Source organism: Allobosea sp. P5_A5 (genome assembly GCF_056400625.1).
This window is the reverse complement of the sequence record NZ_JBFUKY010000005.1, coordinates 135,621-159,648: the sequence shown is the minus strand read 5'-3', so window position 1 is coordinate 159,648 and position 24,028 is coordinate 135,621. Positions and strand designations below refer to the sequence as shown.

Sequence of the window (24,028 nt, the reverse complement as noted above, 5' to 3'; positions counted from 1 at the left end):
CGTCCGTCAGCTTATCCGTTCGAAGTCAATCGTGCGGCGTTGGGGATCGACGGCGGTCAAGCTGACCTTGATGGCGTCGCCCGGTTCCGCACCCAAGCCCCGAACGCGCGCGACGATCGGCCAGTCACGCAGCTGAATGCGCAGGCCGTGCTCGTCCATATCGGTGACGACCGCCTCGAACACAGTGCCTTCCTGACCCCTAAGCATGACCGATTCAGCCAGCGCAACGACGGTGCGGTCGATCTGCCCGTCGCGCGCGTCGGCTTTTGCCATCACCGGAGAAAGCCGCTCGAAGGCATCGGAAACAGGAGTCGGGACTGGCTGGCCGTTCGCGACCGCGAGCACGGCGCGCAGGACATAGCGATCAGCCAGGCGGCGCAGCGGCGCGGTGGCATGGACGTAAGTCGCCGCCATCGGCGCATGCCAGGGCACGATGCCCTCGCGATAGGGGACATAACCCGCGCCGCCGCTCGCCCGCCGCACGGCGAGCATAAAAGCGGCATGGCGGCTGTCGGCTGGATCGAGTGTCTTGTCGAAGGCAACGAGCGTTTCCGCGTCTGGCCATGTCAGCCCCAAGGCCTTCGCTGTCTGCCGCAGGCGCTGGACCGCCTTCGAATCCGGCTCGGGCATGACACGGAAGAGGCCTGTACGAGCGGCCAGCAGCGCGTCGGCAACGGCGAGATTGGCCGCCAGCGACAATGCGGCGTTCCGATCTTCGGCACGCAGCCGGGGACGAAACATCAGCTCATAGCGACCGTCCCCAACAGGTTCGACATCTTGTTCGGGCGGATCGACGCGGGCTGCGCCACGCCTGATCTCGGCTGCCTCGATGCGCCTCGCGAACTCGTCGAAATCGGGCGGCAGTTCGGTAGCAAGAACCTTGTCATAGGCTAGCTTCGCCCGGCTGCTGATGAGCGCGCGTTCGGCACTTTCGAGACGAACGTAGCCATCGGCATCGACGCGCGTCGTCAGGATGATCGAAGGGCGCGGCACGCCCGGAAGCAGGCTCGCAGCGCCCTCCGACAGCACAGGCGGATACAGCCCGGCCTTGCCGTCCGGCAGATAGAGTGTGGTCCCGCGCTGCCAGGCTTCGCGATCGACAGGATCGCCGTCCTCGACGAACCAGGCGACGTCCGCGATGGCGTAGTGCAGCAGGAGATCATTGCCGCTGCGCTCGATCGCAAACGCCTGGTCGAGATCCATCGATGTCGCGGGGTCGAGCGTGACGAAGGGGACCTCCGTGCGATCGACGTGATCGGCCGGAGCCTTGCGGGTCGCGGCCTCCGCGGCCGCGAGAACAGCCGGCGGGAACCCATCGGGTACGGCGAACTGCTGGCGGATCGCAGCCAGCCCTCCGACCAGGGCATCCGTCGTGTCGATGAGTGTCTTCATCCAGCCCGCAGTCCTAACATCACGCGTTTTCGCCGAGGAGTCTCGGTGAGCCGCGCCACCTCAATTCAAATCCCGCAACTTAAAGGGAGGTACTCACGATTGAAGAAATTCAGCCATGACGCGTTCTCCGCTTTCAAGCCAATGGCGGCGCGGCGACCTATCAAGGATGAAAGACCCAGATTTTGCCCGCAAGCAGATATTCATATGCGACGTCCCTCAGCCGGTGTGGTGCTACCCGGCATCAACTTTATTCCGGTCGGGACGCTCTTGGTCACGACATAAGAGTAGTAGCGCTCGATACCGATCGCCAATTCCAGCAACCGATCCATGAGCCGCTGGTAGTTGCCGATGTCGGGCGTGACGACGCGCATGATGTAGTCGATGCCGCCGCCGGTCGCGTCGCAGGCGACGATGGAAGGCTCCCGCGATACCGCCTCTTCGAAGCGGCGGAAATCCGCCTGTTGGTGGCTCTTCAAGCTGATCTCGACGATCACAGTCGTTCGCGGTGCCTCCGGATTCAGCTCGACGATCGCGGTATAGCCTCGGATCACGCCGGCCTTTTCTATCCGGCGCAGCCGCTCCCAGCAGGCGGCCGGCGACAGCGCCACCGTTTCGGCAAGCTTGAGCTTGGTCATGCGGCCGTCGCGCTGCAGGGCGGCGACGATCTTGAGATCGATACTATCGAGCTTCATCTTCGGGGACCGGGGGTGCATAATGTCATGAATTCCATCCTCTAAGAACGAGACAATTCCATGGCCCGTCAAGCCGAGCGGCCCTTCGGCAACACGCCCCCTCCCAGTGTCGAGAAGCCTGTCGAATGGCGCCCGACCCTGAAGAGGGAAAAAGGCGCGACCAAGCATGCCGCGCTGACCGAGCGCATCATCGGCGATATCGAGGCCGGTATCCTGAAGCCGATGGACCGGATGCCGACGCATCGCGATCTTGCCCGCGAGATCGGGATTTCCGTCCAGACCGTCAGCCTGAGCTACAAGGAGGCCGAGCGCCTTGGCTATCTCAGCGGCGAGGTCGGGCGCGGGACTTTTGTGAAGCGCCGCGTCACCGAGCAGGCCGGACGGCTGATGCTGGACCGCAGCCCGACCGAGGTTATCGATCTCTCGATCGTGCGAGGCGTTTATCTCGAAGCTCATGAGGCTGCATCGCGCCAAGCGTTGGCGGATATGGCCGCGGGCGATACCGGTGCCTTCATGCGGCCATGCCGGCCGATCGCGGGTCTTGACCGCCATCGAGACACGGCGCGGCTCTGGTTGGCTCCCCTTGGTGTCGAGACCTCCGCAGAACGCATCCTGATTACCAATGGCGCGGCGCATGCCCTCTTTCTGGCGCTCGCCTGCGTGGTTCGCGCCGGCGACCTCGTTCTCACCGAGAACTTGACCGATCACGGCATCATCGGCCTCGCCACCATCCTCGGCTTCAGCCTCAGGGGCTTGGCCACGGACGAGGAAGGTATTCTCCCCGATGCATTTGAGGCGGCTTGCCGGGCTGGCGGCGTCCGCGCGCTTGTCCTCATCCCGACACTCAACAATCCGACCAGCCACGTTGCCGGTCCCGAGCGCCGACGCGCTCTCGCGGATGTCGCGCAGCGCCATGGCGTGTTTGTCGTCGAGGACGAAGTCTACAAGCCGTTGATTCCCGAGCCGCTGCCGTCGATCACCGGCATGCTGCCCAATCTTGGCTTCTTCCTCACGAGCTTTACCAAAACGGTGCTGACCGGCCTGCGTGTCGGCTATCTCGTGGTGCCGCCACAATATTCGATCCGCGCGGCCTCGATCCTGCGCGTGACCAGCTGGAGCGGCACCTATTTGCCGGCCGAGATCGCGACGCGCTGGGTCGAGGATGGGACCGCGCAAAGGCTGCTCGTCGTCCAGCGCGAGGAGGCGAGGGCGCGCCAGCACATCGTCACGGAGACGCTTGGTCAGCATGTCGCATCGAGCCACCCGCTGTCACTTTGCGCATGGCTCAAGGTTCCCGCGCATTGGACCGAAGACAGCCTCACGCGCTCGCTCGCCGATCGGCGCATCGCCGTGACGCCGTCCGACCCATTTGTCGCTGGCGCGGGTCATGGCGGCGGGATTCGGATCTGCCTGGGCGGGCGGATAAGTCATGCATTGCTGGAACTGACGCTGGCGACGGTCCGGCAGACATTCGAGCAGCTGCCGCCGGTCTTCGACATCGGCGCAATCGGCTAGAAAGCCGCGCGGCACTACAGGTCAAGACAAGCCCGAATTGAATCATGACAATATAATAATTGACATGAAATAACCGCTCTCGCAGCATGACAAGCGAGAGGGGAATGCCAGTGACCCAACCGCACCTTGCTATCACCGTCATTGATCGCCTTGCCGTGCCGCAGGCCTCGGCCGGTCTTCGTCGGACTCATCGAGGTCCAAGCCGCCGCCGCGCGAATTGCCGGGTGGGTCGAGCGCGCGCCCTTGGTGACGTCCCCTTCATCGACACCAACGCTGAAGCGGGAGACGCTGCGTGACCGTGACGCTGAATTTTTCGCGCGAGGAGTATGCCGAGCGCCTCGCCAAGACCCGGGCCGCGATGGAGCGGGCGGGCATCGAGCTGATGGTCGTCACCGACCCATCCAACATGCACTGGCTGACGGGCTACGATGGCTGGTCGTTTTACGTCCACCAATGCGTGCTCGTGCCGCCGAGCGGCGAGCCGATCTGGTACGGGCGCAAGCAGGACGCGAACGGCGCCAAGCGCACGGCCTATCTCGGCCATGACAACATCATGGGCTATCCCGATCATTACGTTCAGTCGACCGAGCGCCACCCGATGGACCTGCTGGCGCAGATCATCGCCGAACGCGGCTGGGACAGGCTCTCCATCGCCGTCGAGATGGACAATTACTATTTCTCCGCGGCGGCCTTCGCCTCGTTGCAGAAGCACCTGCCGAATGCCCGTTTCAAGGATGCGGGCGGGCTGGTGAACTGGCAGCGCGCGGTCAAGAGCGCAACCGAACTCGATTACATGCGCAAGGCCGGGCGCATCGTCGAGTTGATGCATGAGCGCATCGTCGAGGTCATCGAGCCCGGCATGCGCAAATGCGATCTCGTCGCCGAGATCTACGACGCCGGAATTCGTGGAACGGCCGAGTTTGGCGGCGATTATCCGGCGATCGTGCCGCTGCTGCCCTCGGGCGCCGACGCCTCCGCACCGCATCTCACCTGGGACGACAAGCCGATGCGGCTGGGCGAGGGCACGTTCTTCGAGATCGCCGGCGCCTACAAACGCTATCATTGCCCGCTCTCGCGCACGGTCTTCCTGGGCAAGCCGACCCAGGCCTTCCTCGACGCCGAAAAAGCGACATTGGAAGGGATGGAGGCAGGCCTTGCCGCGGCGAAACCCGGCAACACCTGCGAGGACATCGCAAACGCCTTCTTCGCCGTGCTGAAGCGCTACGGCATCATCAAGGACAACCGGACCGGCTATCCGATCGGGCTGTCCTATCCGCCCGATTGGGGCGAGCGCACGATGAGCCTGAGACCCGGAGACCGGACGGAGTTGAAGCCCGGCATGACCTTCCATTTCATGACGGGGCTCTGGCTGGAGGACATGGGCCTCGAGATCACCGAGAGCATTGCGATCACGCGGACGGGCGTGGAGTGCCTGTCGAACGTGCCCCGCCAGCTCTTCGTGAAGGACTGACCCACGATGTCGAGCGCGGCGCTTCGTCCCTCACCCATCGCCGCGACGGTCGATTTCGCCGGCCGGGGCGTCCAGCACGGCCATCTGCGCCTGCCCTACAGCCGCGACGACAGCGCCTGGGGCTCGGTGATGATCCCGATCTGCATCATCGCGAACGGTGAGGGGCCGACGGCGCTCCTGACCGGCGCCAACCATGGCGACGAGTACGAGGGGCCGGCGGCGCTGTTCGAACTGGCGAATACGCTGGACGCAAGCCAGGTCTCGGGCCGCGTCATCATCGTGCCGGCGCTGAACTATCCGGCCTTCAGGGCCGGGACGCGGACTTCGCCGATCGACAAAGGCAATCTCAACCGCAGCTTTCCGGGCCGTCCGGATGGCACGGTGACGGAGAAGATTGCCGACTACGTTACGCGCCACCTCCTGCCGCTGGCAGATATCGTGCTCGATTTTCATTCTGGCGGCCGGACGCTCGACTTCCTGCCCTATGCCGCAGCCCACGAGCTGCCCGACAAACGGCAGGAAGAGCGCTGCTTCGCGGCTGTCGCGGCCTTTGCGGCTCCGTATTCGATGAAGATGCTCGAGATCGACGCCGTCGGCATGCTGGACACCACCGTCGAAGGGATGGGCAAGGTCTTCGTTACGACCGAGCTTGGCGGCGCCGGGACAGCCAGTGCGAGCAGCATCGCCATCGCCCGACGCGGCGCCACGAACCTCCTCAAGCATGCTGGAATCCTCGCGGGTCCGCTGGAGCCCTCGCCAACGAAGTGGCTCGACATGCCATCAGGCGACTGCTTCGCCTTTGCGCAGGATGATGGGCTGGTCGTGTTCGCGCGCAATCTCGGCGAGGCGGTGCGCGCCGGCGATCTCATCGCGCAGATCTATCCGATCGGTCGCACCGGGTCGGCGCCGGCAGACTACCGCGCCGCGATGGATGGCGTTCTCGCAGCTCGCCATGTGCCCGGTTTGATCAAGGCCGGCGATTGCCTGTCGGTTCTAACCGTCCTGACGGAGGCGCCCTGAAGAGCCTCGGCCGGGAACGGCCCAACTCCCATCCGCCGGCGGCCAACGCCAGAGACCCGAGCCAATCGGCACGCGGACACATCATCATCAGAGGAGAATGACCATGCCGTTCCTGAAAATCGCCGGATTGTCCGCTCTCGCCTTCGCCGCCGGCCTCGCAGCCGCCGGCGCTACCACGCTCAAGGATGTCAAGGATCAGGGCTATATCCGCGCCGCGACCGCCAACGAGGTGCCCTATTCCTACATGAAGGACGATGGCACTTCGGCCGGCATCGGGCCCGATGTCGCCAATGCAGTGCTCAAGAAGATGGGCGTGAACGAGGTCAACTGGACGGTTACGCCGTTCGGCACGCTGATCCCCGGGCTCAAGGCCAGGCGCTTCGACTTCGCAGCCGCCGAGCAGAATATTTCCGCCGAGCGCTGCAAGCAGGTGTCCTTCACGGAACCGAATTCGTCCTATGGCGAGGGCCTGCTGGTGAAGAAGGGCAACCCGAAGAAGCTCACCACCTATGCCGACATCGCCAAGGACCCGTCGCTGAAGGTCGCCGTCGTTTCCGGCGCCAACAATATCGATTTCCTGCGCGCCGTCGGGGTCAAGGACAGCCAGGTGATCTTCATCACCGCCAATGCCGATGCGCTGGCGACCGTCCAGAGCCGCGCGGACGCCTATGCGGCGACCGAACTCACCGTCGCCTCGCTTGCCAAGGGTCAGGCCAATGTCGAGCAGGTCGCGCCCTTTACCGATCCGGTGGTGAACGGCAAGCCGGTGCGCAATTTCGGCGGTTTCGCCTTCCGGCCCGAGGACAAGGAGCTGCGCGACGCGTTTAATACGGCGCTGGTCGAGTACCGCAAGACCGACGAATACAAGAAGACCCTTGGGACCTACGGACTGTCCGAGGCCAGCACCAAGGCCGCGGCAGAGCGCAAAGTCGAGGATCTCTGCGCCGGTAAGTAAGACATCGATAGCCGGCTCCGCCCGCCCTCGCGGGGGGCGGGGCCATCGCGGCACGATAAAAGGGAGCCCGGGATGGAATGGCTAGGCTATCTGCCCGCGCTATCGCGCGGCGCGCTGGTGACGGCATCGATCACGGCGGCGGCGATCCTTATCGGGGCCGCCATCGCCTTCCTGGCGGGCATTGCGCGCGTGGAGGGTGGGCGCTTCATCTCGCTGCTGGCGCTTTGCTACACCGAGATTTTCCGGGGCACCTCGCTGTTTGTCCAGCTGTTCTGGTTCTACTATGCGCTTCCGCTGGTCGGCCTGAGCCTGGAGCCTGTGACGACCGGCATTCTGGCGCTTGCGCTGCATACCGGTGCCTATGGGTCGGAGATCGTGCGCGGTGCGCTGCAGTCGGTTGCGCTGCAGCAGCACGAGGCGGCTCGGGCCCTGAATTTCGGCCGCGCGCAAACGCTCGTTCGCATCACCCTCCCGCAAGCGCTGGTCGAGATGATGCCGGCTTTCGGCAATCTCGCGATCGAGACGCTGAAACTCTCGTCGCTCGTGTCGCTGATCTCGATCGCCGACCTGACCTTCCGCGCCCAGTCAATCCGCAATCTGACCCTCGACAGCGCCGGGGTCTACTCGCTGACGCTCATCGGCTATTTCGCGATGTCGCTGGTGCTGATGCTGATCATGAAGCTGATCGAGCGGCTGGCCCGTCGCGGCGCCGCCTTCCCACGCGCGGCACATTCGTGAGAGCCGTCGCATGATGTACGGCTTCGCGTGGGATACGACGACGACGCTGACTTACCTCACGTCGATCCTGCCGATCATCCTGATCGGTCTCACCGTGACGCTTCAGGCGGCCGCAGCCGGCTTCGCGATTGCGCTGACATTGGGGCTCGTCTTCGCGCTGCTGCGACGCAGCCGCTACCGGACGGTATCATGGGCCACGGTCGCCGTGGTCGAGTTCCTGAGGGACACGCCGCTGCTCGTGCAGCTCTTCGTGCTTTATTACGTGCTCCCGGATTATGGCATCACCCTGCCGGCCTTCCTGAGTGGCGCGCTCGCGCTCGGGCTACAATATTCGGCCTACACCTCCGAGGTCTATCGCGGCGGCATCGAAGCCGTGCCGCGCGGGCAGTGGGAGGCGGCGACGGCGCTGAACCTCTCGCGAGCCCAGATCTATCGCGACATCGTCGTGCCGCAGATCGTCCCCCGCATCCTGCCCGCGATGGGCAATTATCTCGTAGCAATGATCAAGGAAACGCCCGTGCTCTCGGTCGTCACGGTGCTGGAGATGATGGGGCTCGCCAGCATGATCGGCGAGCGCACATTCGAGTACCTCGTCCCGCTGACATTGGTCGGCGTAATCTTCCTTCTCCTGACGCTGATCTGTTCGGCCGGCCTGCACCGCCTGCAAAAGATCTTGCCGAAAGCCGGGATACCGCTGCGATGACCGACATGGCCCAGGCGCCTATCATCGAGTTTGCCGGCGTGACCAAGCGTTTCGGCGCGCTGACGGTGCTCGACGATTTCAACTTCTCGGTCGCTCAGGGCGAGAAGGTGACGCTGATCGGCCCGTCCGGATCGGGCAAATCGACGGTGTTGCGAATTCTGATGACACTGGAGCCGTTCCAGGAGGGCCGCCTGACGCTCGCCGGCATGTCCTATCAGGAGCCTGCCGGGCGCGGTCCCTTCAAGGCGTCGGACCGGCATCTGCGCCAGATCCGCAGCCATGTCGGTATGGTCTTCCAGAGCTTCAACCTGTTTCCGCATATGAGCGTACTGCGCAACGTCGCCGAGGCGCCGATACGGGTTCTCGGCCTGCCGCGCGGCGAGGCCGAATGCCGGGCCATCGATCTGCTCGCCATGGTCGGGCTCGCCGATAAGAAGGATCATTTCCCCTCGCAGCTCTCGGGTGGCCAGCAGCAACGCGTGGCCATCGCGCGCGCTCTCGCCATGCGACCACGCGTGCTGCTCTTCGACGAACCGACCTCGGCGCTCGACCCGCAACTCGTCGGCGAGGTGCTCTCCGTCATCCGCGGGCTCGCCAGCGAGCACGACCTGACCATGCTGCTGGTGACGCATGAGATGCGCTTCGCGCGCGAGGTGTCGGATCGGGTCTGCTTCTTCGAAAAGGGCCGCATCTGCGAACAAGGCGATCCGGAACGCATCTTCAGCGCGCCGGAACAGCCGCGGACGCGTGAATTCCTCGCCTCGGTGCTGGGATGAGTCGGCGCCGAGACTATCTCGGTGGGACATCGATCTTTCGAGACTCCATCGGCGGACCGCCGGTTCTTCGGAAGCTGTCCCGGCCTCGATCCGCCTAGGCTCGTCATGAGCCGAGGGAACGCGATCATGAACGTATTGAGCGATCAAGACGGCCAAGCCCGCCATGGCGGGCTTGAGCCGCCGGCCTGTCACCCCGGCCTGTCACGCCTCGCTGATCGGCGGCTGCTTAAACACCGCGCCTATATCGATGGGCGCTGGACCGCCGGGCGGGACGGCGAGGTCTTTCCTGTCACCGATCCCGCGAGCGGCATGGTCGTCGCTCAGGTCGCGGCCTTGGGATCGGCCGAAGCATCGAGGGCGATCGACGCCGCCCACGCGGCGTTCCCGGGCTGGAAGGCTCTGCTGCCACAGGCGCGGGCGGCCCTGCTGCGGCGCTGGCACACGTTGATGCTGGCGGCGGCTGAAGATCTCGCGCTGCTGATGACCCTGGAACAGGGCAAGCCGCTGGCGGAATCGCGCGGGGAGATCGCCTATGCCGCCGAGTTCATCGCCTATTATGCAGAGGAAGCGCTGCGTCCGAATGTCGAAGGCGTCACCAGCCATCTGACGGGCGCGCAGATGGCGCTCTCACGGGAGCCGGTGGGTGTCGCGGCGCTGCTGACTCCCTGGAATTTCCCCTCCGCCATGCTGACGCGGAAAGCGGCGGCGGCATTGGCTGCCGGCTGCACGGTGGTCGTCCATCCGTCCTCGCAGACGCCGCTCTCGGCGCTGGCGCTGGCCGAACTAGCCGACCAGGCAGGCTTGCCCGCAGGTGTGTTCAATATCGTCACCGGCGAGGCGGGGCCGATCGCGGAGATCTACTGCACCGACACACGCGTGCGGGCCGTCAGTTTCACTGGATCGACCGAAATCGGGCGGCTCATGGCGGGCAAAGCGGCCGCGACCGTCAAGCGCGTGGTGCTGGAGCTGGGCGGTCACGCCCCTCTGATCGTCTTTGACGATGCCGATCTCGAGCGTGCGGTCGCGATCGCAATGGACGCCAAATTCGCGACGTCCGGGCAGGATTGCCTGGCCGCGAACCGGATCTACGTTCAGCGCGGGCTTTATGATTGCTTCTGCAGCGCCTTTGCCGAACGGGTCGCGGCCCTTCGCGTCGGCCCCGGCTTCGATGATGGTGTCGAGATCGGCCCGTTGATGCACGCGGCGGCGAAACAGAAAGCGGAAGCGCAGATCACAGACGCCCTGGCCCGTGGTGCCCGGCGCCTGACCTGCGACCGCACCATGCCCGGCCCGCTGTTCCTGTGTCCGACCGTGCTCGCGGACGTGCCCGACGAAGCGCTGATCATGCGCGAGGAAACCTTCGCGCCTGTGGCCGCGATCGCGCCGTTCGACCACGAGGATGAGGTCGTCGCCAGGGCCAACGAGACCGAATACGGCCTCGTCGCCTATGTCGTGACCCGCGACGGGGCCCGGGCCGCCCGCATGGCCAAGGCGCTCGACTACGGCATGGTTGCGATCAACCGCGTGAAGATCACCGGCGCGCCGGTCCCGTTCGGCGGCGTGAAGCAGTCCGGCCTTGGTCGCGAGGGTTCGCGACACGGGCTCGAGGCCTTCACCGACCTCAAATATGTCTGCCTCGACCTCAGCTGAGGCATCCTTTTCCGCATCAGATAAGGACACATCGTCATGCTCGATCAGCCCCCCCGCGCCGACAACGAACTGGACGCCTGGGACCGCGACCATTTTTTCCACCCGTCGACGCATATGGGCCAGCATGCCCGCGGCGAGACCCCCAATCGCATCATCACCGGCGGCGAGGGCGTCTTCATCGTTGATCGCAACGGCAGGAAAAGCCTGGACGCCTTCGCTGGCCTCTACTGCGTAAATGTCGGCTACGGTCGCAAATCGATCACCGATGCCATCGCCGAACAGGCCGCAAAGCTGCCCTATTACCACGCCTATGCCGGGCACGGCTCCGAGCCGTCGATCCGCCTCGCCAAGATGATCATCGACAGGGCGCCCAAAGGCATGAGCCGGGTGTTCTTCGGCCTCTCCGGCTCTGACGCCAACGAGACCAATCTCAAACTGGTCTGGTATTACAACAACGCGCTGAAGCGCCCCGAGAAGAAGAAGATCATCTCGCGCTGGCGCGGCTATCACGGCTCTGGGATCATGACCGGAAGCCTCACCGGCCTGGCGGCTTTCCATAACCTCTTCGACCTGCCGAAAGCGCCGGTGCTGCATACCGAAGCACCCTATTATTTCCGGCGGGCCGATCGCGACATGAGCGAGGAGGCGTTCTCCCAGCATTGCGCCGACAAACTTGAGGAGCTGATCCAGGCCGAGGGGCCCGAGACGATCGCGGCCTTCATTGGCGAGCCGGTGCTCGGAACCGGCGGCATCGTCCCGCCGCCCGCTGGCTACTGGCCGAAGATCCAGGCGGTGCTCAAGAGGCACGATATCCTGCTGATCACCGACGAGGTCGTTACCGGGTTCGGACGCCTGGGAAGCATGTTCGGCTCTGACCATTACGGGATCGAGCCGGACCTGATCACCATCGCAAAAGGGCTCACCTCGGCCTACGCGCCGCTTTCGGGCGTCATCGTGTCGGAGCGGTTCTGGCGGGTCCTCGAAAAAGCCTCTGACGAATTCGGGCCGATCGGTCATGGCTGGACATACTCGTCGCATCCCCTTTGCGCGGCGGCGGGCGTCGCCAATCTCGAGCTCGTCGATGAACTCGACCTCGTGCGCAATGCAGGCGAAGTCGGCGCCTATCTCAATGCGGTGCTGAAGGATGCCGTCGGTGCCCATCCCCTTGTCGGCGAGGTGCGCGGGGAGGGCATGCTGGCGGCGGTCGAGTTCGTCCGCGACAGGGACGATCGCGTCTTCTTCGATGCTGCCGACAAGGTCGGCCCCCGGATCGCCAGCGCCTTGCTCGAACGGGGGGTCATCGCTCGCGCCATGCCACAAGGGGACATCCTCGGCTTCGCACCGCCGCTCTGCATCACGAAGGAGGAGGTCGATCAAGTCGTTGATGCGACGCGGCATGCTGTAGAGGCGGTAGCGAATACGCTTTAAGCGGCGATATCATTGAATAAAGACGTCGTAGCTGCGTGCGCGACGTCTTTATTCAGTCGCTCCTCGGGTGTTGAGCGGCTTTGCAGAGTTCCGGGTCAATTCGCGATACGATCCGAAAATCGCTTGGTCGATTGGTCGAGACGCTTGATCTCGCCATCGACCACCGATGCGGCCTCGGCAATGCCTGCACTGTGAGCGAACGTGTGCTCGGCGTCGATTCCGACACGACGCATGGCTTCAGCGGCGGCTCCGGCTTGATGGACAGCCTGGGTCAGCAGATCCGTGATCTGGTCGACTGTCAGATCCTGCTGGTCCGCAGCGGCGCTGATGCCTTTCGAGGCATCGATGATCGACGTGATAGAGTTCCCGATATCCTGCATCGCGCTCATCGACCGGTCCGCAGCCTGTTGAACCATTGTGATTCTCGAGGCGATCTCAAGTGTCGCTTCGGCAGTGCGCGCCGCCAGGGATTTGACCTCGCCAGCGACGACCGCAAAACCCCGTCCCGCCGTTCCCGCCCGCGCGGCCTCGATCGTTGCATTCAAGGCGAGCATATTGGTCTGGGCCGCGATTGTATGGATGACCTCCGACACTTTGCTGATCTCGTTGACAGCCGCACTCAACTCGTCTCGGCACATCATCGAAACGTCGACACTCGTCGCCGCCCCTTGAACGAGATCGGCCGTCCCGTTGGCGTTCTGGCGGATTTGCGTAGCAATCGCCGATAGTTGCTGTGATCGATCCTGTGCGCGGGCGATGTCGTCGTTGACGGAGCTCACTTGCTGAATGGCTCCTATGAGGGAGCTATGAGCCGCATTTGCAATGCAGGCTAAGACGTTTGCAGCGCTTGCCGTGCGCTCCGCCGATTGAGAAACCTTCCCTATGATAGCCCCGACCTCGTCGTGGAACTCCTGGGACTGGCCCTCGATGCGCTGTCGTCGCTCCTCTTCGCCAGAGGCGCGTTCTTGGGCTGCGCTTCGCAGTTGCGCGGCCGTCAGCTCCGCCTGCACGCGGTCAATGTAAAGCTGGGCGAACGCCCGTAGACAGATCAGCAGGATCACGACGTAGATGATCAGAAGTGCCAGGCTGGCGACCGCTTCATTGGGCGGTGTGTACAGAACCTGGGTCATTCGCCCGATCATCACGATGCCCGAGAACGTCAGTGCCGCCGCCGGCATGCTCGCCATCGTGAAAATGCCGGCGAAGACAAGGCCGGCCAGCATTGTCGCGATCAGCGATTCCATTCCGGGCACGACAGAAGGATTGAGCCACAATCCTGCAATGAGCCAAGGCAGCGCCATGACACTTGAATCGATGATGGTGCGCCGCGCGAAACGCGACGAGGGAGTTTTTTGAAGACGCTTATGGGCCAGAACTCGCGTTCGATGCAGGCCAAGCAAGCCGATCGCCCAGACGCTGGACAGCCATGCGATCGCGCTCCAGACCCAGCCGTACCAGACGGCAGCGAACGCTGTCACCGATGCAGCCGCCATGTTCGAAATCATGACGGGTGGCAAGACGGTACAGAATACCTCCGCCTGCATAGCCCGCAAAAGCGCGGCTTCCCGCTCGTTCAATTGCGGTAATCCGAGCCAGGCTTGGACCGCAAGATCGTACTTCTCGAGGTGGGACATGCGAGGCGCATGTACGGCTTGTTCAGAGGTCATGATCTGATGCTAATTCATCGGCGGAAACAAACTGGCATCGGCGGATTAACGAGAGATGTTTCGTGCCTGCCACCTGCGTCCAGGGTACCCGTGTGCCGTTGGCCCACAGCATCCCAATCTCATTGATTTGCCAAAGGCTCGATCGTTCCGGGAGCGTGGTCGGCCTTCATCGGCTTGATGGACGCGCTTGAGACGGCCGGTGCGCACAATTTAAGAATTGGCTGTCTCAAAGGTCCCAATCCAATCGCATAAGGCTTATAAGCAGTGCGTCGCATCCTTCGTGTGGGCGTCGAATAAGGATTATCGGATGAACAAGCTCTCGATCACATGCGCTATGACCATAGCCGTATTGGCTGGTGGCGGGTCGGCCTCGGCGCAAACGGCTGCTGATCAGCAGGCGGTGGCCTATCAGGCGGCTCGCAACCAGCTCGGTATCCTCCTCTACTGCACTGACAAGGGTTTTCTGACGGCGGATGTTCCGGAGATTCAGCGCAAGATGCTCGGGATGCTGCCGGCACCGGCGGACAAGAGCGGGGGCGATGCCGCCGAGGCCTCCGGTCGAAAGGGGATGATCTCGGCGATGGGAATCAATCAGGACATCGAGGCCGCCGCCAAGGCACAGGGCGGATCGGTCCAGCCTCTCTGCACGCAGATCGGCGCTGCGGTGAAGCAAGCCGGAGCGATGCTGCCGAAGTAGCGCGACCTGGCATTGACCGTGTGCCCGATGGGAGGCAGGGGTCCTGCCGCTCTCAAGTCCGAGAGCTTATCATCCCATGGCCTCGACCCGCCGAGCTCTCGCCCGGCGGGTCGTTTCATAGCGATGGCCGGCACACCTTTGCGTGCATCCCGGACTGTCGAGGGACGCGAGGTTCGGGGATGGATCGTCGATCGTTGATCTGCAGCGGCGGAGCCCTCGTCGCCATCTTGCCGATCTTGTCATGGGCACCTCGGGCGGCGGCCCAGCAAATTCCTTTTCCTTTTCCGGATGATGCCGAGGCAGCAGCTCGGCTTGCACCGAGTGTGTTGATGCTCAAGGCACCGCCCCTGCTCGCCGCAGGGCGAGGCGACGAGGCGACCTTCTGGTTCTACGCCGGACAATTGCGCTACCGCAGCTTCCTCGCCTCTCATCCCGGTCTGGACCCATCGGGAGATCCGGCACTGTTCGCGAGCCTCATGGAAGCCATCGGGCGCCCGGTCAACGAATACGCCTTCGGCGACGTGCCGCGGCTGGCGGCGATTCTCGGGCAAGTGCTCGAATGGGATCGCCGCTATCCCGATCCGTCGCTCGCCGGCCCGGAGCACGAACGAGCGCGGAAGGGTCTCGATGGACTTCGTGCCCAAGTCCTCGCCCAAGCCGAGACCATTCGCAGCGAACGGCAGCAGCGCGGATTGGCCAATCGCTGAAGCTGGCGGCGATCAGTAAGTCTTCTGCTCTTGGCCCGTTGCTGCCATCGAGGGCGGGTTACCGCGAAGATGATCAGCGCGAACCGGGTCGCAGCCCGTAGGGACCTGAAGCGTCAAAAGGCAGCATCATCCTTAGGCGATCGTTCAGCATGCCTCATCACCTCAAATTCATTCCGCCAGCGGAGTGCTGTCGGAGGGGGTTATTTGGGGATTCGATCAACCGTGCTGCAGCTCCAGAACTGTATCCTCGAAATGATCGCCAGGGGAGAAACCCTTGAAGCGACGACGGATCGGCTTTGTCGCGAGATTGAGCTGCGTCTGCCAGGTGTCTGGTGTTCGGTCTTGCGCGTCGAGAGAAACGGCTTGCTTTATCCACTCGCCGCCCCAAGTTTCCCCGACACATATTGCGCGATGCTGGAAGGGCTGATGATCGGCCCCCAGGTCGGCTCCTGCGGTAGCGCCGCCTATCACGGGACGGCTGTCTCCGTGACCGATATCGCGACGGATTTCCGCTGGGCCGACTTCAAGGAGCCCGTCCTGGCAATGGGGCTCAAGGCATGCTGGTCCTCGCCGGTTTGCGGCGCAGATGGCACGGTCCTCGGCACCTTCGCGTTTTACTTCCGGGAGAAACGTGGCCCGACACGCCGTGAGGAGGACATGGTCAAGTCCTGCGCCTCCCTTTGCGCCATAGCCTTGGAGAGGCATCAGCGCGTCATCGAGCGCGAACGCCGGGCCTATGTCGACGCCTTGACGAATTTGCCGAACAGGGCAGGTTTCGACGTCGCGCTGGAGCGACTATCCTGTGCCCAACCAGGCGCTTGGGCATTGCTTGCGCTTGACCTCGATAACCTCAAGATCATCAACGATACATTCGGTCATGCCACCGGCGACGCCTTGCTGCAGACCGTTGCGTCGCGGGTCAGCGCCAGTGTGTCACCGGACCGGGTGTTCCGAATGGGCGGCGACGAGTTCGCCGTGATCTTGCAGCGTGCCGAGGCACTCGCCGACATCGAGCGCGTTGCCCTCTGCATTCTCGAAGCACTGGCGGTGCAGGCCGAGTGCGGGGGTCACATGATCATGCCGCGCGCGACGATTGGCGGCGCGATCCTTTCTTCTGAGGACCCTGACGCCGACAGCGTGCGTGCACATGCTGATTTTGCGCTCTATCACGCCAAGGAAAGCGGGCGGGGTCGTTTCGTGCTGTACTCGAAAGGGATCGGTAGCGCGATCGAGACGCGCGTCAACGTCATCCGGGATGTCGGTGCTGCGCTGCGGGATGGCAGGATCGATGCGTATTATCAGCCCATCGTAAAACTGGACACCCGCGAAATCGTCGGATTGGAAGCACTATGCCGCCTGCGTAAGCCCAGCGGCGAGATCGTATCCGCGGCGGCATTCCACCAAGCTACCTCCGATGTCAGCATCGCTTCGCAACTGACGGAACGCATGGTTTCGATCGTCGCGGCCGACGCCCGCTCCTGGCTGGAGCAGGGCATCCCGCTGCAGCATATCGGCATCAACATAGCCTCTGCCGACTTCCATAGCGGCACGCTCCACACGCGTCTGGAGGCCGCCTTTGGTCGGGAGAACGTCTCCCTGAAACATATCATCCTGGAGGTGACGGAGTCTGTCTATCTCGGCCAGCGCGACCCCGTCGTCGCGCGCGAGATCAAGGCCTTGCGCGGCCATGGCCTGCGCGTAGCCCTCGATGATTTCGGGACGGGCTTCGCCTCGCTGACGCACCTGCTTACGGTCCCCGTCGACATCATCAAGATCGACAAGACGTTCGTGGACCGGCTTGCTCCAGGCGATCCAAGCCTGGCGATCGTCGAAGGCCTGGTCGACATCGCGCGCAAGATGGACCTCAAGATCATAGCCGAGGGTGTCGAGACGGAGGCGCAGGCCAACCTTCTAACGGACGTCGGCTGCAAGCTGGGCCAAGGCTACCTATTCTCGCCCGCCGTTCATCGCAACATCGCGACCGGGTTGTTGAAGCGGTTCGCCCAACCGCTGGCCCAAGGGGTCGGCCAAGCAACAGACCTACCATCGCGCATCGGCCGTGCGAAGGCATGAGCGCGCCACCACGATCTTCATGGATAGTCTTCACCAGGGTCGCTACCGCGAGCGGTCATCGGCGGGTCCGGTGCTTAAGGCTGCTGCGACCTCTTGCGCGGCCAAGTCCGCCTCCTCCGCCTCCTTCTCCATGTCGCTCCTCGTTTTGGCCTTGAAGTGCAGCTCCGCGACGTAGATTTCATCGCCGGTCTCGTCCTCGACCTTTACCGTGAAGTCAGCGGTATTGCCGTTCGGGAGGCGTTCGCGGGCCATGTCGGCTAAGGCGACCTGCGCATCGTCCATGGCGGCCTTCGCATGAGGAAACTCCAGGGCCTCGATGGACCGATCTCGGGTGCGGTCGGTGTTGGTGGTAAAAACAAACTTCGGCATTGTGCACGGCCCTGTGGCTCCCCTCACAGAACGGGGAAGCCAGTCGGTGGTTCCTATCACTTCAAGACCGTGCCAGAGCCAGAGTCGGCAGGCGCGTGCAGACTGCGAGTAGTATCGAGCCAAAGACTGGATGCAGTCTCTCGCCTCCATCGGCCGCGAGCACGACGCCTGCTACCCGTCTTCCGGGCGGTTGCAGGCCGGCGCGGACCCGCCTTATCGTCGTCAACGAAGAACAGGCCCAAGGGGTTAGAGCGGTACAATGAATCCACCCGATACGATCTCCGCATCGCTGTCGCTTGCGGCCCTCGGCTGGACGGGTTTCTTCGCAGATCAATGCGGACCGGACGACGCCGGCTTTCGGCCAGCGCGCATCGCCAATGTGCATCGCTCCCGCATGAGCGCGATGACGCCCGATGGGCCGATAAGGCTCGAGCTGCCCATCCATACCAATACAGGCGATTTTACAGTGGGGGATTGGGTTTTGGTGGAGCCCGGGACGCATCTGCTACGGCGCCGGCTGGAGCGCGCGACGGTGTTGGCGCGGCGCACGGAAGGCAGCATGATGCCGCAGCTCGCCGGGGCTAATATAGACACGCTATTTATCGTCACATCTTGCAATGATGATTTCAACGTCGCGCGTCTGGAGCGATATCTTGCCTTGGCCAATGAGAGCGGGGCGGATCCCGTGATCCTGCTGACCAAAGCCGATCTTGTGCCGGACGCGCAGCCCTATCTTGACCAGGCAACGGCCCTGCAACGCGGTCTCGTTGTTGCAACCGTCAATCCGCGTAGCGCTCATGCTGCCGCTGCATTGGCACCCTGGTGCGGCGAAGGCCGTACGCTCGCGCTGGTCGGTTCGTCCGGCGTCGGTAAATCGACGCTCGTGAACGCTCTTGCCGGCTCCAACCAGGGTGAGCCGCAGGAGACCGGCGAGATTCGCGCTCACGACGCCAAGGGTCGCCACACCACGACGTCGCGCTCGCTGCACGCGATCGCCGGCGGCGGCTGGGTCATCGACACGCCGGGCATGCGCACGCTCCATGTCGGCGATGCGACGTCCGGTCTCGAAACGCTGTTCGCCGAGATCACGGAACTCAGTCCGCTCTGCCGCTTCAGCGACTGCACCCACGACCACGAACGAGGCTGCGCGGTTCAGGAGGCTGTCGCGAACGGCGTGATCGACCCTGAGCGACTGGCACGCTGGCGTAAGCTCGACCAGGAGAACAGGGCCAATACACCGGATGTGAGGGGGCCGAGGGGAAGAGGCGCTGGTCGGCGGCGTCCGTTCTCGTCCCGGTCATAAGCTCCGGCCGTGCTGATCGGCTGAGCAAAAAGCTCGGCTTCGCTTGATCGCGATGCTCGTCGATGTCCCGCGCTATGCCGGGTGGCCCTGAAAATCGACGGCGCTACAATGGCGGCGCAAGCCTGATTTGCTCAGCGGAAAAAGCAATATCCATCGCCGCCATGCCCAGCGACAGGACTTATTTCGGCCCGCGACCAGTCTCGGCCGGCTAACAGAGACCGAAGTCGCATGATCCGGCGGATCGGCTCATACGGCCTGCCGTCGCCGAAACGAGCAACGGCGGTTATTGACGTTTTTTCGGCGCTTTCTTGGTCGCGGCGATCGCGAGAGCCGCTTGTAGATCGAGAGCTTCTTTCGCGAGCCGGAGTTCCTTCAACCTGACGGTGTTGTCCGCTCGCTGCTGGCTGACGCGCTCTGTTTCCGTGACGATCCTGGCCAACGAAAGCGAGCGGGTCTGGATCTTCAAAAACTGATTGTCGGCTGCGGTGCGCTGCTTTGAAAGCTCGATCATCATGGTCCCACTTGTACGAGGTCAAAGAAAAAGGCCGGGCGTAAGCCCAGCCTTCTGATTGGTTCTATCGCTGGTGCCAGTACATCCGTGGTCAACGGCGACAAGAACCAGATTACGCAGCTTGAAGCTGTTCAGCGGCCATTTTGCCCGATTTGTTGTCGCGAGCGACCTCAAATCCAATCTTCTGACCTTCCACAAGGTCGCGCATCCCGGCCCGCTCGACAGCGGAGATGTGAACGAACACATCCTGGCTGCCATCGTCAGGCTGAATGAAGCCGAAGCCTTTGGTGGAATTGAACCATTTCACTGTGCCGGTGGCCATTGAGAAACCCTCCTTTTGGCATAACCTCTGTCGCCCGTTCGACAGGGTGCCGAGCGGGTTCAGAACGATTTCGAAAGGGGGGTCATCAGAAACGCACCGAAGCGCGAAAATAATAGAGGCCGTCCAAGCAATCTCGATGAGAACAGAACTATCGTATTCGGCTGTAGATTTCAAGGGATATATTCTGAGTGTCGACCAGCCTATGGAAGGCTCATCGCCAGCAGCGGACCATCGGGGCTCTATAGACGGCGGTCAAGACATCAAAGAGCCGGTCATATCGGCCTGCGACGCCACGAAAATCTTGAGCCACGGGAATATGCGTTCAATGGCGCTTCGGTCGCGGTAGAGCACTTGACATCCCATTATGCAACCGGTTGCATGACGAAATGGCACGGAACTCGATCACGATCGGGGATGTCGCAGCGAAGGCCGCCGTGTCTCGGGCGACGGTCTCCCGCGCCTTTACGCGACCCGACCTCTTGACGGCCGCCGTTGTCGAGCAGGTCAGGCGGGTTGCCGATGAGCTGGGCTATGTTCCCAACCGCATTGCGCGAGCACTCAGCACGGGGCGCTTCGGCACCATCGCCCTGCTGGTTCCGGATATCGCCAACCCCTTCTTTCCGCCGCTGATCCGTGCCGCGCAGGCGCGGGCCGATGCTCTGGGCTACGCGGTGTTCCTCGGCGATTCCGACGAGACGCCGGATCGGGAGGATCGCCTGCTCGCGAAGTTCACGCCACAGGTTGATGGCTTCGTCGTCGCCTCGCCACGCCTCGACGAGGACCGCATCCGCTTCCATGCGGCCCAGAAGCCGACTGTGCTGATCAACCGAGACATTGCCGGCGTGCCGCGTGTGCTGATCGACGTGCGCGGCGGTATCGAAATGGCGATGACGCATCTCTTTGCGCTCGGCCACCGCCGCATCGCCTATGTCAGCGGCCCGGCCGCATCCTGGGCGAACCAGCAGCGTGAGCAGGCCGCGAAGGCGATAGCGCGGCGCTTTGGCATTGAGGAGCTGGCTATTCCCGCCTATCGGCCGACCTATGAGGCTGGCCAGGCAGCAGCCGAGCGGCTGATCGCGGCCGAAGTCAGCGCCGCCGTCGCCTTCGACGATGTCGTCGCGCAAGGGCTGGTCGCGGGCTTGAGCGCGCGTAGCCTCGTCATCCCCCGTGACGTCAGCATCGTCGGCTTCGACGATGTGCTGGCCGCGACCACTTACCCGCCGCTGACCACGATCGACGCGCATTGCGCCGATGCCGGCGCGGCCGCCGTCGAGTTGCTGCTGGGGATCATCGAGACGGGTGAGCAGCGTGACGCGTCGCTCATCATCCCGACCCACCTCGTCCAGCGCGAAAGTACCGGTCCGTTCACGATCCAACACGCGAAACATGGGCGAGCCGCATCCACAGGGACCTGAGCGGTTATCCGAATAACGAGGGAGAACATGATGTCGAGATGGTCAATCCTAGCCGCCGCAGCCGCTTTGATCGGGCTCGTCCCGCTCGCCGCTCAGGCGCAGCCAAAATCTGTTCAGCCGAAGCCCAAGGCGCCGTTGACGATCAGCGTGATCGACGTTGCCGGCGACCTGCAGATCAGCCAGCCCGCGATCGAGAAATTTCAGAAGGAGCATCCCGAGCTCGTCGCCCGCTTCGTCTTCACCAAGGCGACGGCGCCGGAACTTGCCGGCAAGCTCAAGGCGCAGCAGCAGGCCGGGCGCGTCGATATCGACTTCGTCCTGACGGGGAATGACGCGCTCGCCGCCGGCATGGAGCAGAATCTCTGGCTCGATATCTTCCCGCAATACGCCGACCGTTTTCCCCCACTCGACAAGCTCTACATCCCCGGCGCCTACGCCATGCAGAAGATGGCGCGCGGCCAGGCGATGGTGCTCGACTGGAATCCCTCCGGTCCGCTGCTCGAATATGACCCGGCCAAGATCAAGGACATGCCGAAGACGGCGGAAGAACTCCTGACCTGGTGCAAGGCCCATCCCAATCGTTTCATGTATGCCCGCCCGGCGAATTCGGGCCCGGGGCGCACGTTCGTGATGGGTCTGCCTTATCTGCTGGGGGACAAGGACCCGCTGGATCCGGTCCAGGGCTGGGACAAGACCTGGGCCTATCTCAAGGAGATGAATAACTGCATCGAGTACTATCCGTCCGGTACCACGGCCACAATGAAGGAGCTCGGCGACGGCTCGCGTGACATCATCGCAACCACCACCGGCTGGGACATTAATCCGCGCTATCTTGGCATCGTCCCGGAGGGCTTCAAGGTAGCGACGCTGAAGGGCTTCCACTGGGTCGGCGACGCCAACTACATGGCGATCCCGAAAGGCGTCACCGGCGAGAAGCTCGACGTCGCGCTGGCGTTGATGGCCTATCTGCTCGAGCCGGCGCAGCAAGCCTACATGTTCGACCACGGCTATATGTATCCAGGCCCATCGATCCATGGTGTGACAATCGACATGGCGCCGAAGGAGAGCCAGGAGACGATCGCCAAGTTCGGCCGGCCGGACTATGCCGACATGATCGCAAACAACCCGACCGAACCGCCACTCGACGCCAAGCCCTTGGTGACGATGTTCGAGAAATGGGATCGCGAGATCGCCGGGAATAAAGCAAAGCAGTGAAGGCGCCCCGCGGTGCGGCTTGTCCGCATCGCGGTCTAACCAGTCTCAAACGCCACTCCGACGTGTACGCGTGTGCGCGATTCCTCGATTAGGTGGACCGCCTCGATCTTGAACTCACGCCCAGACTGTCTTCGCGGCGTATGCGACGTCCGGTTTCATGAAACACCCAATCTCGGTGTCCACGAAACCGGCAACGGGCCAGCCATCGCAAGTTTCGTGAAAGGTTGGCGGGCTATCGCTGCCGCGTTCGCACGCCATGCAATCCGCCCATTGAGGCGGAAGTGACGTGCGCCAGGAAACGCTACAGCAAGGAGATACGCCCATGCGCGCTCGGATTCTCACGACATCGATCGTTTTTGCAGCTTTGCTGGCTGCTGCCGGCTCGGCGCTCGCCGCCGACAAGATCACCATCATCGTCGGTGGCTATGAGAAGCAGATCTACCTGCCGGCCAAGCTGGCCGAGAGCCTGGGCTACTTCAAGGACGAGGGCATCGAAGTCGAACTTCTGAACGAGGCAGCCGGCGTCGATGCCGAAAACGAGATGCTCGCCGGCGCCGTGCAAGGCGTTGTCGGCTTCTACGATCACTGCGTCGACCTGCAGGCCAAGGGCAAATACGTGATGTCCGTGGTCCAGTTCAGCCAGGCGCCGGGCGAGGTCGAGCTGGTCTCGTCGAAATACCCCGACGTGAAGTCGATGGCCGATCTCAAGGGCAAGAATCTCGGCGTTACCGGCCTCGGCTCCTCGACCAACTTCCTCAGCCAGTATCTGATGCTGAAGCAGGGCGTGAAACCGGCCGAATACACAACGCTCCCGGTGGGAGCCGGCACCACTTTCATCGCCGCCATGCAGCAGGACAAAATCCAGGCGGGCATGACCACGGAGCCGACGATTTCACGCATGCTCTCGACGGGAGAGGCACGAGTGCTCGTCGACATGCGGACGGTCGAGAAGACCAAGGAAGCGCTCGGCGGCACCTACCCGGCCGCTTCGCTCTATATGCAGACGTCCTTCGTCGAGAAGAACAAGCCGTTGGTGCAGAAGCTGGCCAACGCCTTCGTTAAGACGTTGAAATACATCGACACGCATGACGCCGCCGACATCGCCGACAAGATGCCGAAGGATTATTATGCCGGCAACAAAGAATCCTATGTAAAGGCGCTCGCCGACGGCAAGGCGATGTTCACCTCCGACGGCGTGATGCCACAGGGCGGTCCGGAAACGGTTCTGGCAGTGCTCTCGGGCTTCTCGAAGAACGTCAAGGGCAAGCAGATCGATCTCGCCAAGACCTATACGACCGAGTTCGTGAAGAACGCCAAGTAACAGCTTCCGCTGCTCGAACCGGCTGCAAGGCGGCCGGTTCGCCATCCATCATCGGAATTCCTTGCAGAGGCTGGCTCGCCGGCGAAGG

22 protein-coding genes are annotated in these 24,028 nt (G+C 63.2%); 16 read left to right on the top strand and 6 right to left on the bottom strand.

The window, feature by feature from the left end; genetic code table 11:
* Window positions 1-6: 6 nt before the first annotated feature.
* Entirely contained in the window at window positions 7-1,392 is a 1,386-nt protein-coding gene (locus tag AC1DR6_RS12340) for an RNB domain-containing ribonuclease (protein ID WP_476829525.1), read from the bottom strand.
* Window positions 1,393-1,592: 200 nt separating this feature from the next.
* Complete coding sequence (locus AC1DR6_RS12335; RefSeq protein ID WP_476829700.1) at window positions 1,593-2,084, bottom strand: Lrp/AsnC family transcriptional regulator; 492 nt, start codon at window positions 2,082-2,084, stop codon at window positions 1,593-1,595.
* Between the two features lie 60 nt (window positions 2,085-2,144).
* On the opposite strand from AC1DR6_RS12335, the gene ehuR reads away from it, so the two are divergent.
* The 9 genes from ehuR to AC1DR6_RS12290 all read left to right on the top strand — a co-directional run bounded on the left by ehuR (window position 2,145) and on the right by AC1DR6_RS12290 (window position 12,340).
* Complete coding sequence (gene ehuR / locus AC1DR6_RS12330; protein WP_476829524.1) at window positions 2,145-3,599, top strand: MocR-like ectoine utilization transcription factor EhuR; 1,455 nt, start codon at window positions 2,145-2,147, stop codon at window positions 3,597-3,599.
* Between the two features lie 292 nt (window positions 3,600-3,891).
* The gene (gene doeA, locus AC1DR6_RS12325; protein ID WP_476829523.1) at window positions 3,892-5,070 is read left to right on the top strand and encodes an ectoine hydrolase DoeA; all 1,179 of its coding nucleotides are present in this window, start codon (window positions 3,892-3,894) and stop codon (window positions 5,068-5,070) included.
* A 6-nt stretch (window positions 5,071-5,076) separates the two neighbouring features.
* On the top strand, window positions 5,077-6,090 hold the full coding sequence (doeB, locus tag AC1DR6_RS12320; protein ID WP_476829522.1) for a N(2)-acetyl-L-2,4-diaminobutanoate deacetylase DoeB: 1,014 nt from the start codon (window positions 5,077-5,079) through the stop codon (window positions 6,088-6,090).
* A gap of 103 nt (window positions 6,091-6,193) precedes the next feature.
* Window positions 6,194-7,045 (top strand): ectoine/hydroxyectoine ABC transporter substrate-binding protein EhuB, encoded by an 852-nt coding sequence (gene ehuB, locus AC1DR6_RS12315; RefSeq protein WP_476829521.1) that lies wholly within the window; start codon window positions 6,194-6,196, stop codon window positions 7,043-7,045.
* A 72-nt stretch (window positions 7,046-7,117) separates the two neighbouring features.
* On the top strand, window positions 7,118-7,783 hold the full coding sequence (gene ehuC, locus AC1DR6_RS12310; protein WP_476829520.1) for an ectoine/hydroxyectoine ABC transporter permease subunit EhuC: 666 nt from the start codon (window positions 7,118-7,120) through the stop codon (window positions 7,781-7,783).
* A 10-nt stretch (window positions 7,784-7,793) separates the two neighbouring features.
* Window positions 7,794-8,486 (top strand): ectoine/hydroxyectoine ABC transporter permease subunit EhuD, encoded by a 693-nt coding sequence (gene ehuD / locus AC1DR6_RS12305; protein WP_476829519.1) that lies wholly within the window; start codon window positions 7,794-7,796, stop codon window positions 8,484-8,486.
* Window positions 8,483-9,262: an ectoine/hydroxyectoine ABC transporter ATP-binding protein EhuA gene (ehuA, locus tag AC1DR6_RS12300; RefSeq protein ID WP_476829518.1), complete on the top strand. Its 780-nt coding sequence runs from the start codon at window positions 8,483-8,485 to the stop codon at window positions 9,260-9,262. The genes ehuD and ehuA overlap by 4 nt, the downstream gene beginning before the upstream one ends.
* 126 nt (window positions 9,263-9,388) lie before the next feature.
* A complete protein-coding gene (locus AC1DR6_RS12295; protein ID WP_476829517.1) occupies window positions 9,389-10,912 on the top strand; it encodes an NAD-dependent succinate-semialdehyde dehydrogenase in 1,524 nt (507 codons plus the stop codon).
* Window positions 10,913-10,948: 36 nt separating this feature from the next.
* A complete protein-coding gene (locus tag AC1DR6_RS12290) occupies window positions 10,949-12,340 on the top strand; it encodes an aminotransferase (RefSeq protein WP_476829516.1) in 1,392 nt (463 codons plus the stop codon).
* A 95-nt stretch (window positions 12,341-12,435) separates the two neighbouring features.
* Here the strand turns inward: AC1DR6_RS12290 and AC1DR6_RS12285 are convergent, their stop codons facing one another.
* Window positions 12,436-14,007 carry a methyl-accepting chemotaxis protein gene (locus AC1DR6_RS12285; RefSeq protein ID WP_476829515.1) on the bottom strand — a complete coding sequence of 524 codons (1,572 nt, stop codon included), beginning with the start codon at window positions 14,005-14,007 and terminating at the stop codon, window positions 12,436-12,438.
* 307 nt (window positions 14,008-14,314) lie between these two features.
* Between AC1DR6_RS12285 and AC1DR6_RS12280 the strand changes: the two genes are divergently transcribed.
* From AC1DR6_RS12280 to AC1DR6_RS12270, 3 genes are all read left to right on the top strand, one after another.
* Window positions 14,315-14,704 carry a pore-forming ESAT-6 family protein gene (locus tag AC1DR6_RS12280; protein WP_476829514.1) on the top strand — a complete coding sequence of 130 codons (390 nt, stop codon included), beginning with the start codon at window positions 14,315-14,317 and terminating at the stop codon, window positions 14,702-14,704.
* Between the two features lie 329 nt (window positions 14,705-15,033).
* On the top strand, window positions 15,034-15,411 hold the full coding sequence (locus tag AC1DR6_RS12275; protein WP_476829513.1) for a hypothetical protein: 378 nt from the start codon (window positions 15,034-15,036) through the stop codon (window positions 15,409-15,411).
* Between the two features lie 252 nt (window positions 15,412-15,663).
* Window positions 15,664-17,484 carry a sensor domain-containing phosphodiesterase gene (locus tag AC1DR6_RS12270; RefSeq protein WP_476829699.1) on the top strand — a complete coding sequence of 607 codons (1,821 nt, stop codon included), beginning with the start codon at window positions 15,664-15,666 and terminating at the stop codon, window positions 17,482-17,484.
* 42 nt (window positions 17,485-17,526) lie between these two features.
* Here AC1DR6_RS12270 and AC1DR6_RS12265 read toward each other — a convergent pair whose 3' ends face one another.
* Window positions 17,527-17,853, bottom strand: a complete 327-nt coding sequence (locus AC1DR6_RS12265; protein WP_476829512.1) for a DUF6894 family protein — start codon at window positions 17,851-17,853, stop codon at window positions 17,527-17,529.
* Window positions 17,854-18,112: 259 nt separating this feature from the next.
* On the opposite strand from AC1DR6_RS12265, the gene rsgA reads away from it, so the two are divergent.
* Window positions 18,113-19,156: a ribosome small subunit-dependent GTPase A gene (gene rsgA / locus AC1DR6_RS12260; protein ID WP_476829511.1), complete on the top strand. Its 1,044-nt coding sequence runs from the start codon at window positions 18,113-18,115 to the stop codon at window positions 19,154-19,156.
* Window positions 19,157-19,439: 283 nt separating this feature from the next.
* Here rsgA and AC1DR6_RS12255 read toward each other — a convergent pair whose 3' ends face one another.
* Together AC1DR6_RS12255 and AC1DR6_RS12250 are read right to left on the bottom strand one after the other, a co-directional pair.
* Window positions 19,440-19,670, bottom strand: coding sequence for a hypothetical protein (locus AC1DR6_RS12255; RefSeq protein ID WP_476829510.1), 231 nt, complete (start codon window positions 19,668-19,670; stop codon window positions 19,440-19,442).
* 109 nt (window positions 19,671-19,779) lie between these two features.
* Complete coding sequence (locus tag AC1DR6_RS12250) at window positions 19,780-19,989, bottom strand: cold-shock protein (RefSeq protein WP_476829509.1); 210 nt, start codon at window positions 19,987-19,989, stop codon at window positions 19,780-19,782.
* A 386-nt stretch (window positions 19,990-20,375) separates the two neighbouring features.
* Between AC1DR6_RS12250 and AC1DR6_RS12245 the strand changes: the two genes are divergently transcribed.
* From AC1DR6_RS12245 to AC1DR6_RS12235, 3 genes are all read left to right on the top strand, one after another.
* Window positions 20,376-21,404, top strand: coding sequence for a LacI family DNA-binding transcriptional regulator (locus AC1DR6_RS12245; RefSeq protein ID WP_476829508.1), 1,029 nt, complete (start codon window positions 20,376-20,378; stop codon window positions 21,402-21,404).
* A gap of 30 nt (window positions 21,405-21,434) precedes the next feature.
* Complete coding sequence (locus AC1DR6_RS12240) at window positions 21,435-22,619, top strand: extracellular solute-binding protein (protein ID WP_476829507.1); 1,185 nt, start codon at window positions 21,435-21,437, stop codon at window positions 22,617-22,619.
* A 322-nt stretch (window positions 22,620-22,941) separates the two neighbouring features.
* Window positions 22,942-23,940, top strand: coding sequence for an ABC transporter substrate-binding protein (locus AC1DR6_RS12235; protein ID WP_476829506.1), 999 nt, complete (start codon window positions 22,942-22,944; stop codon window positions 23,938-23,940).
* Window positions 23,941-24,028 lie beyond the last annotated feature (88 nt).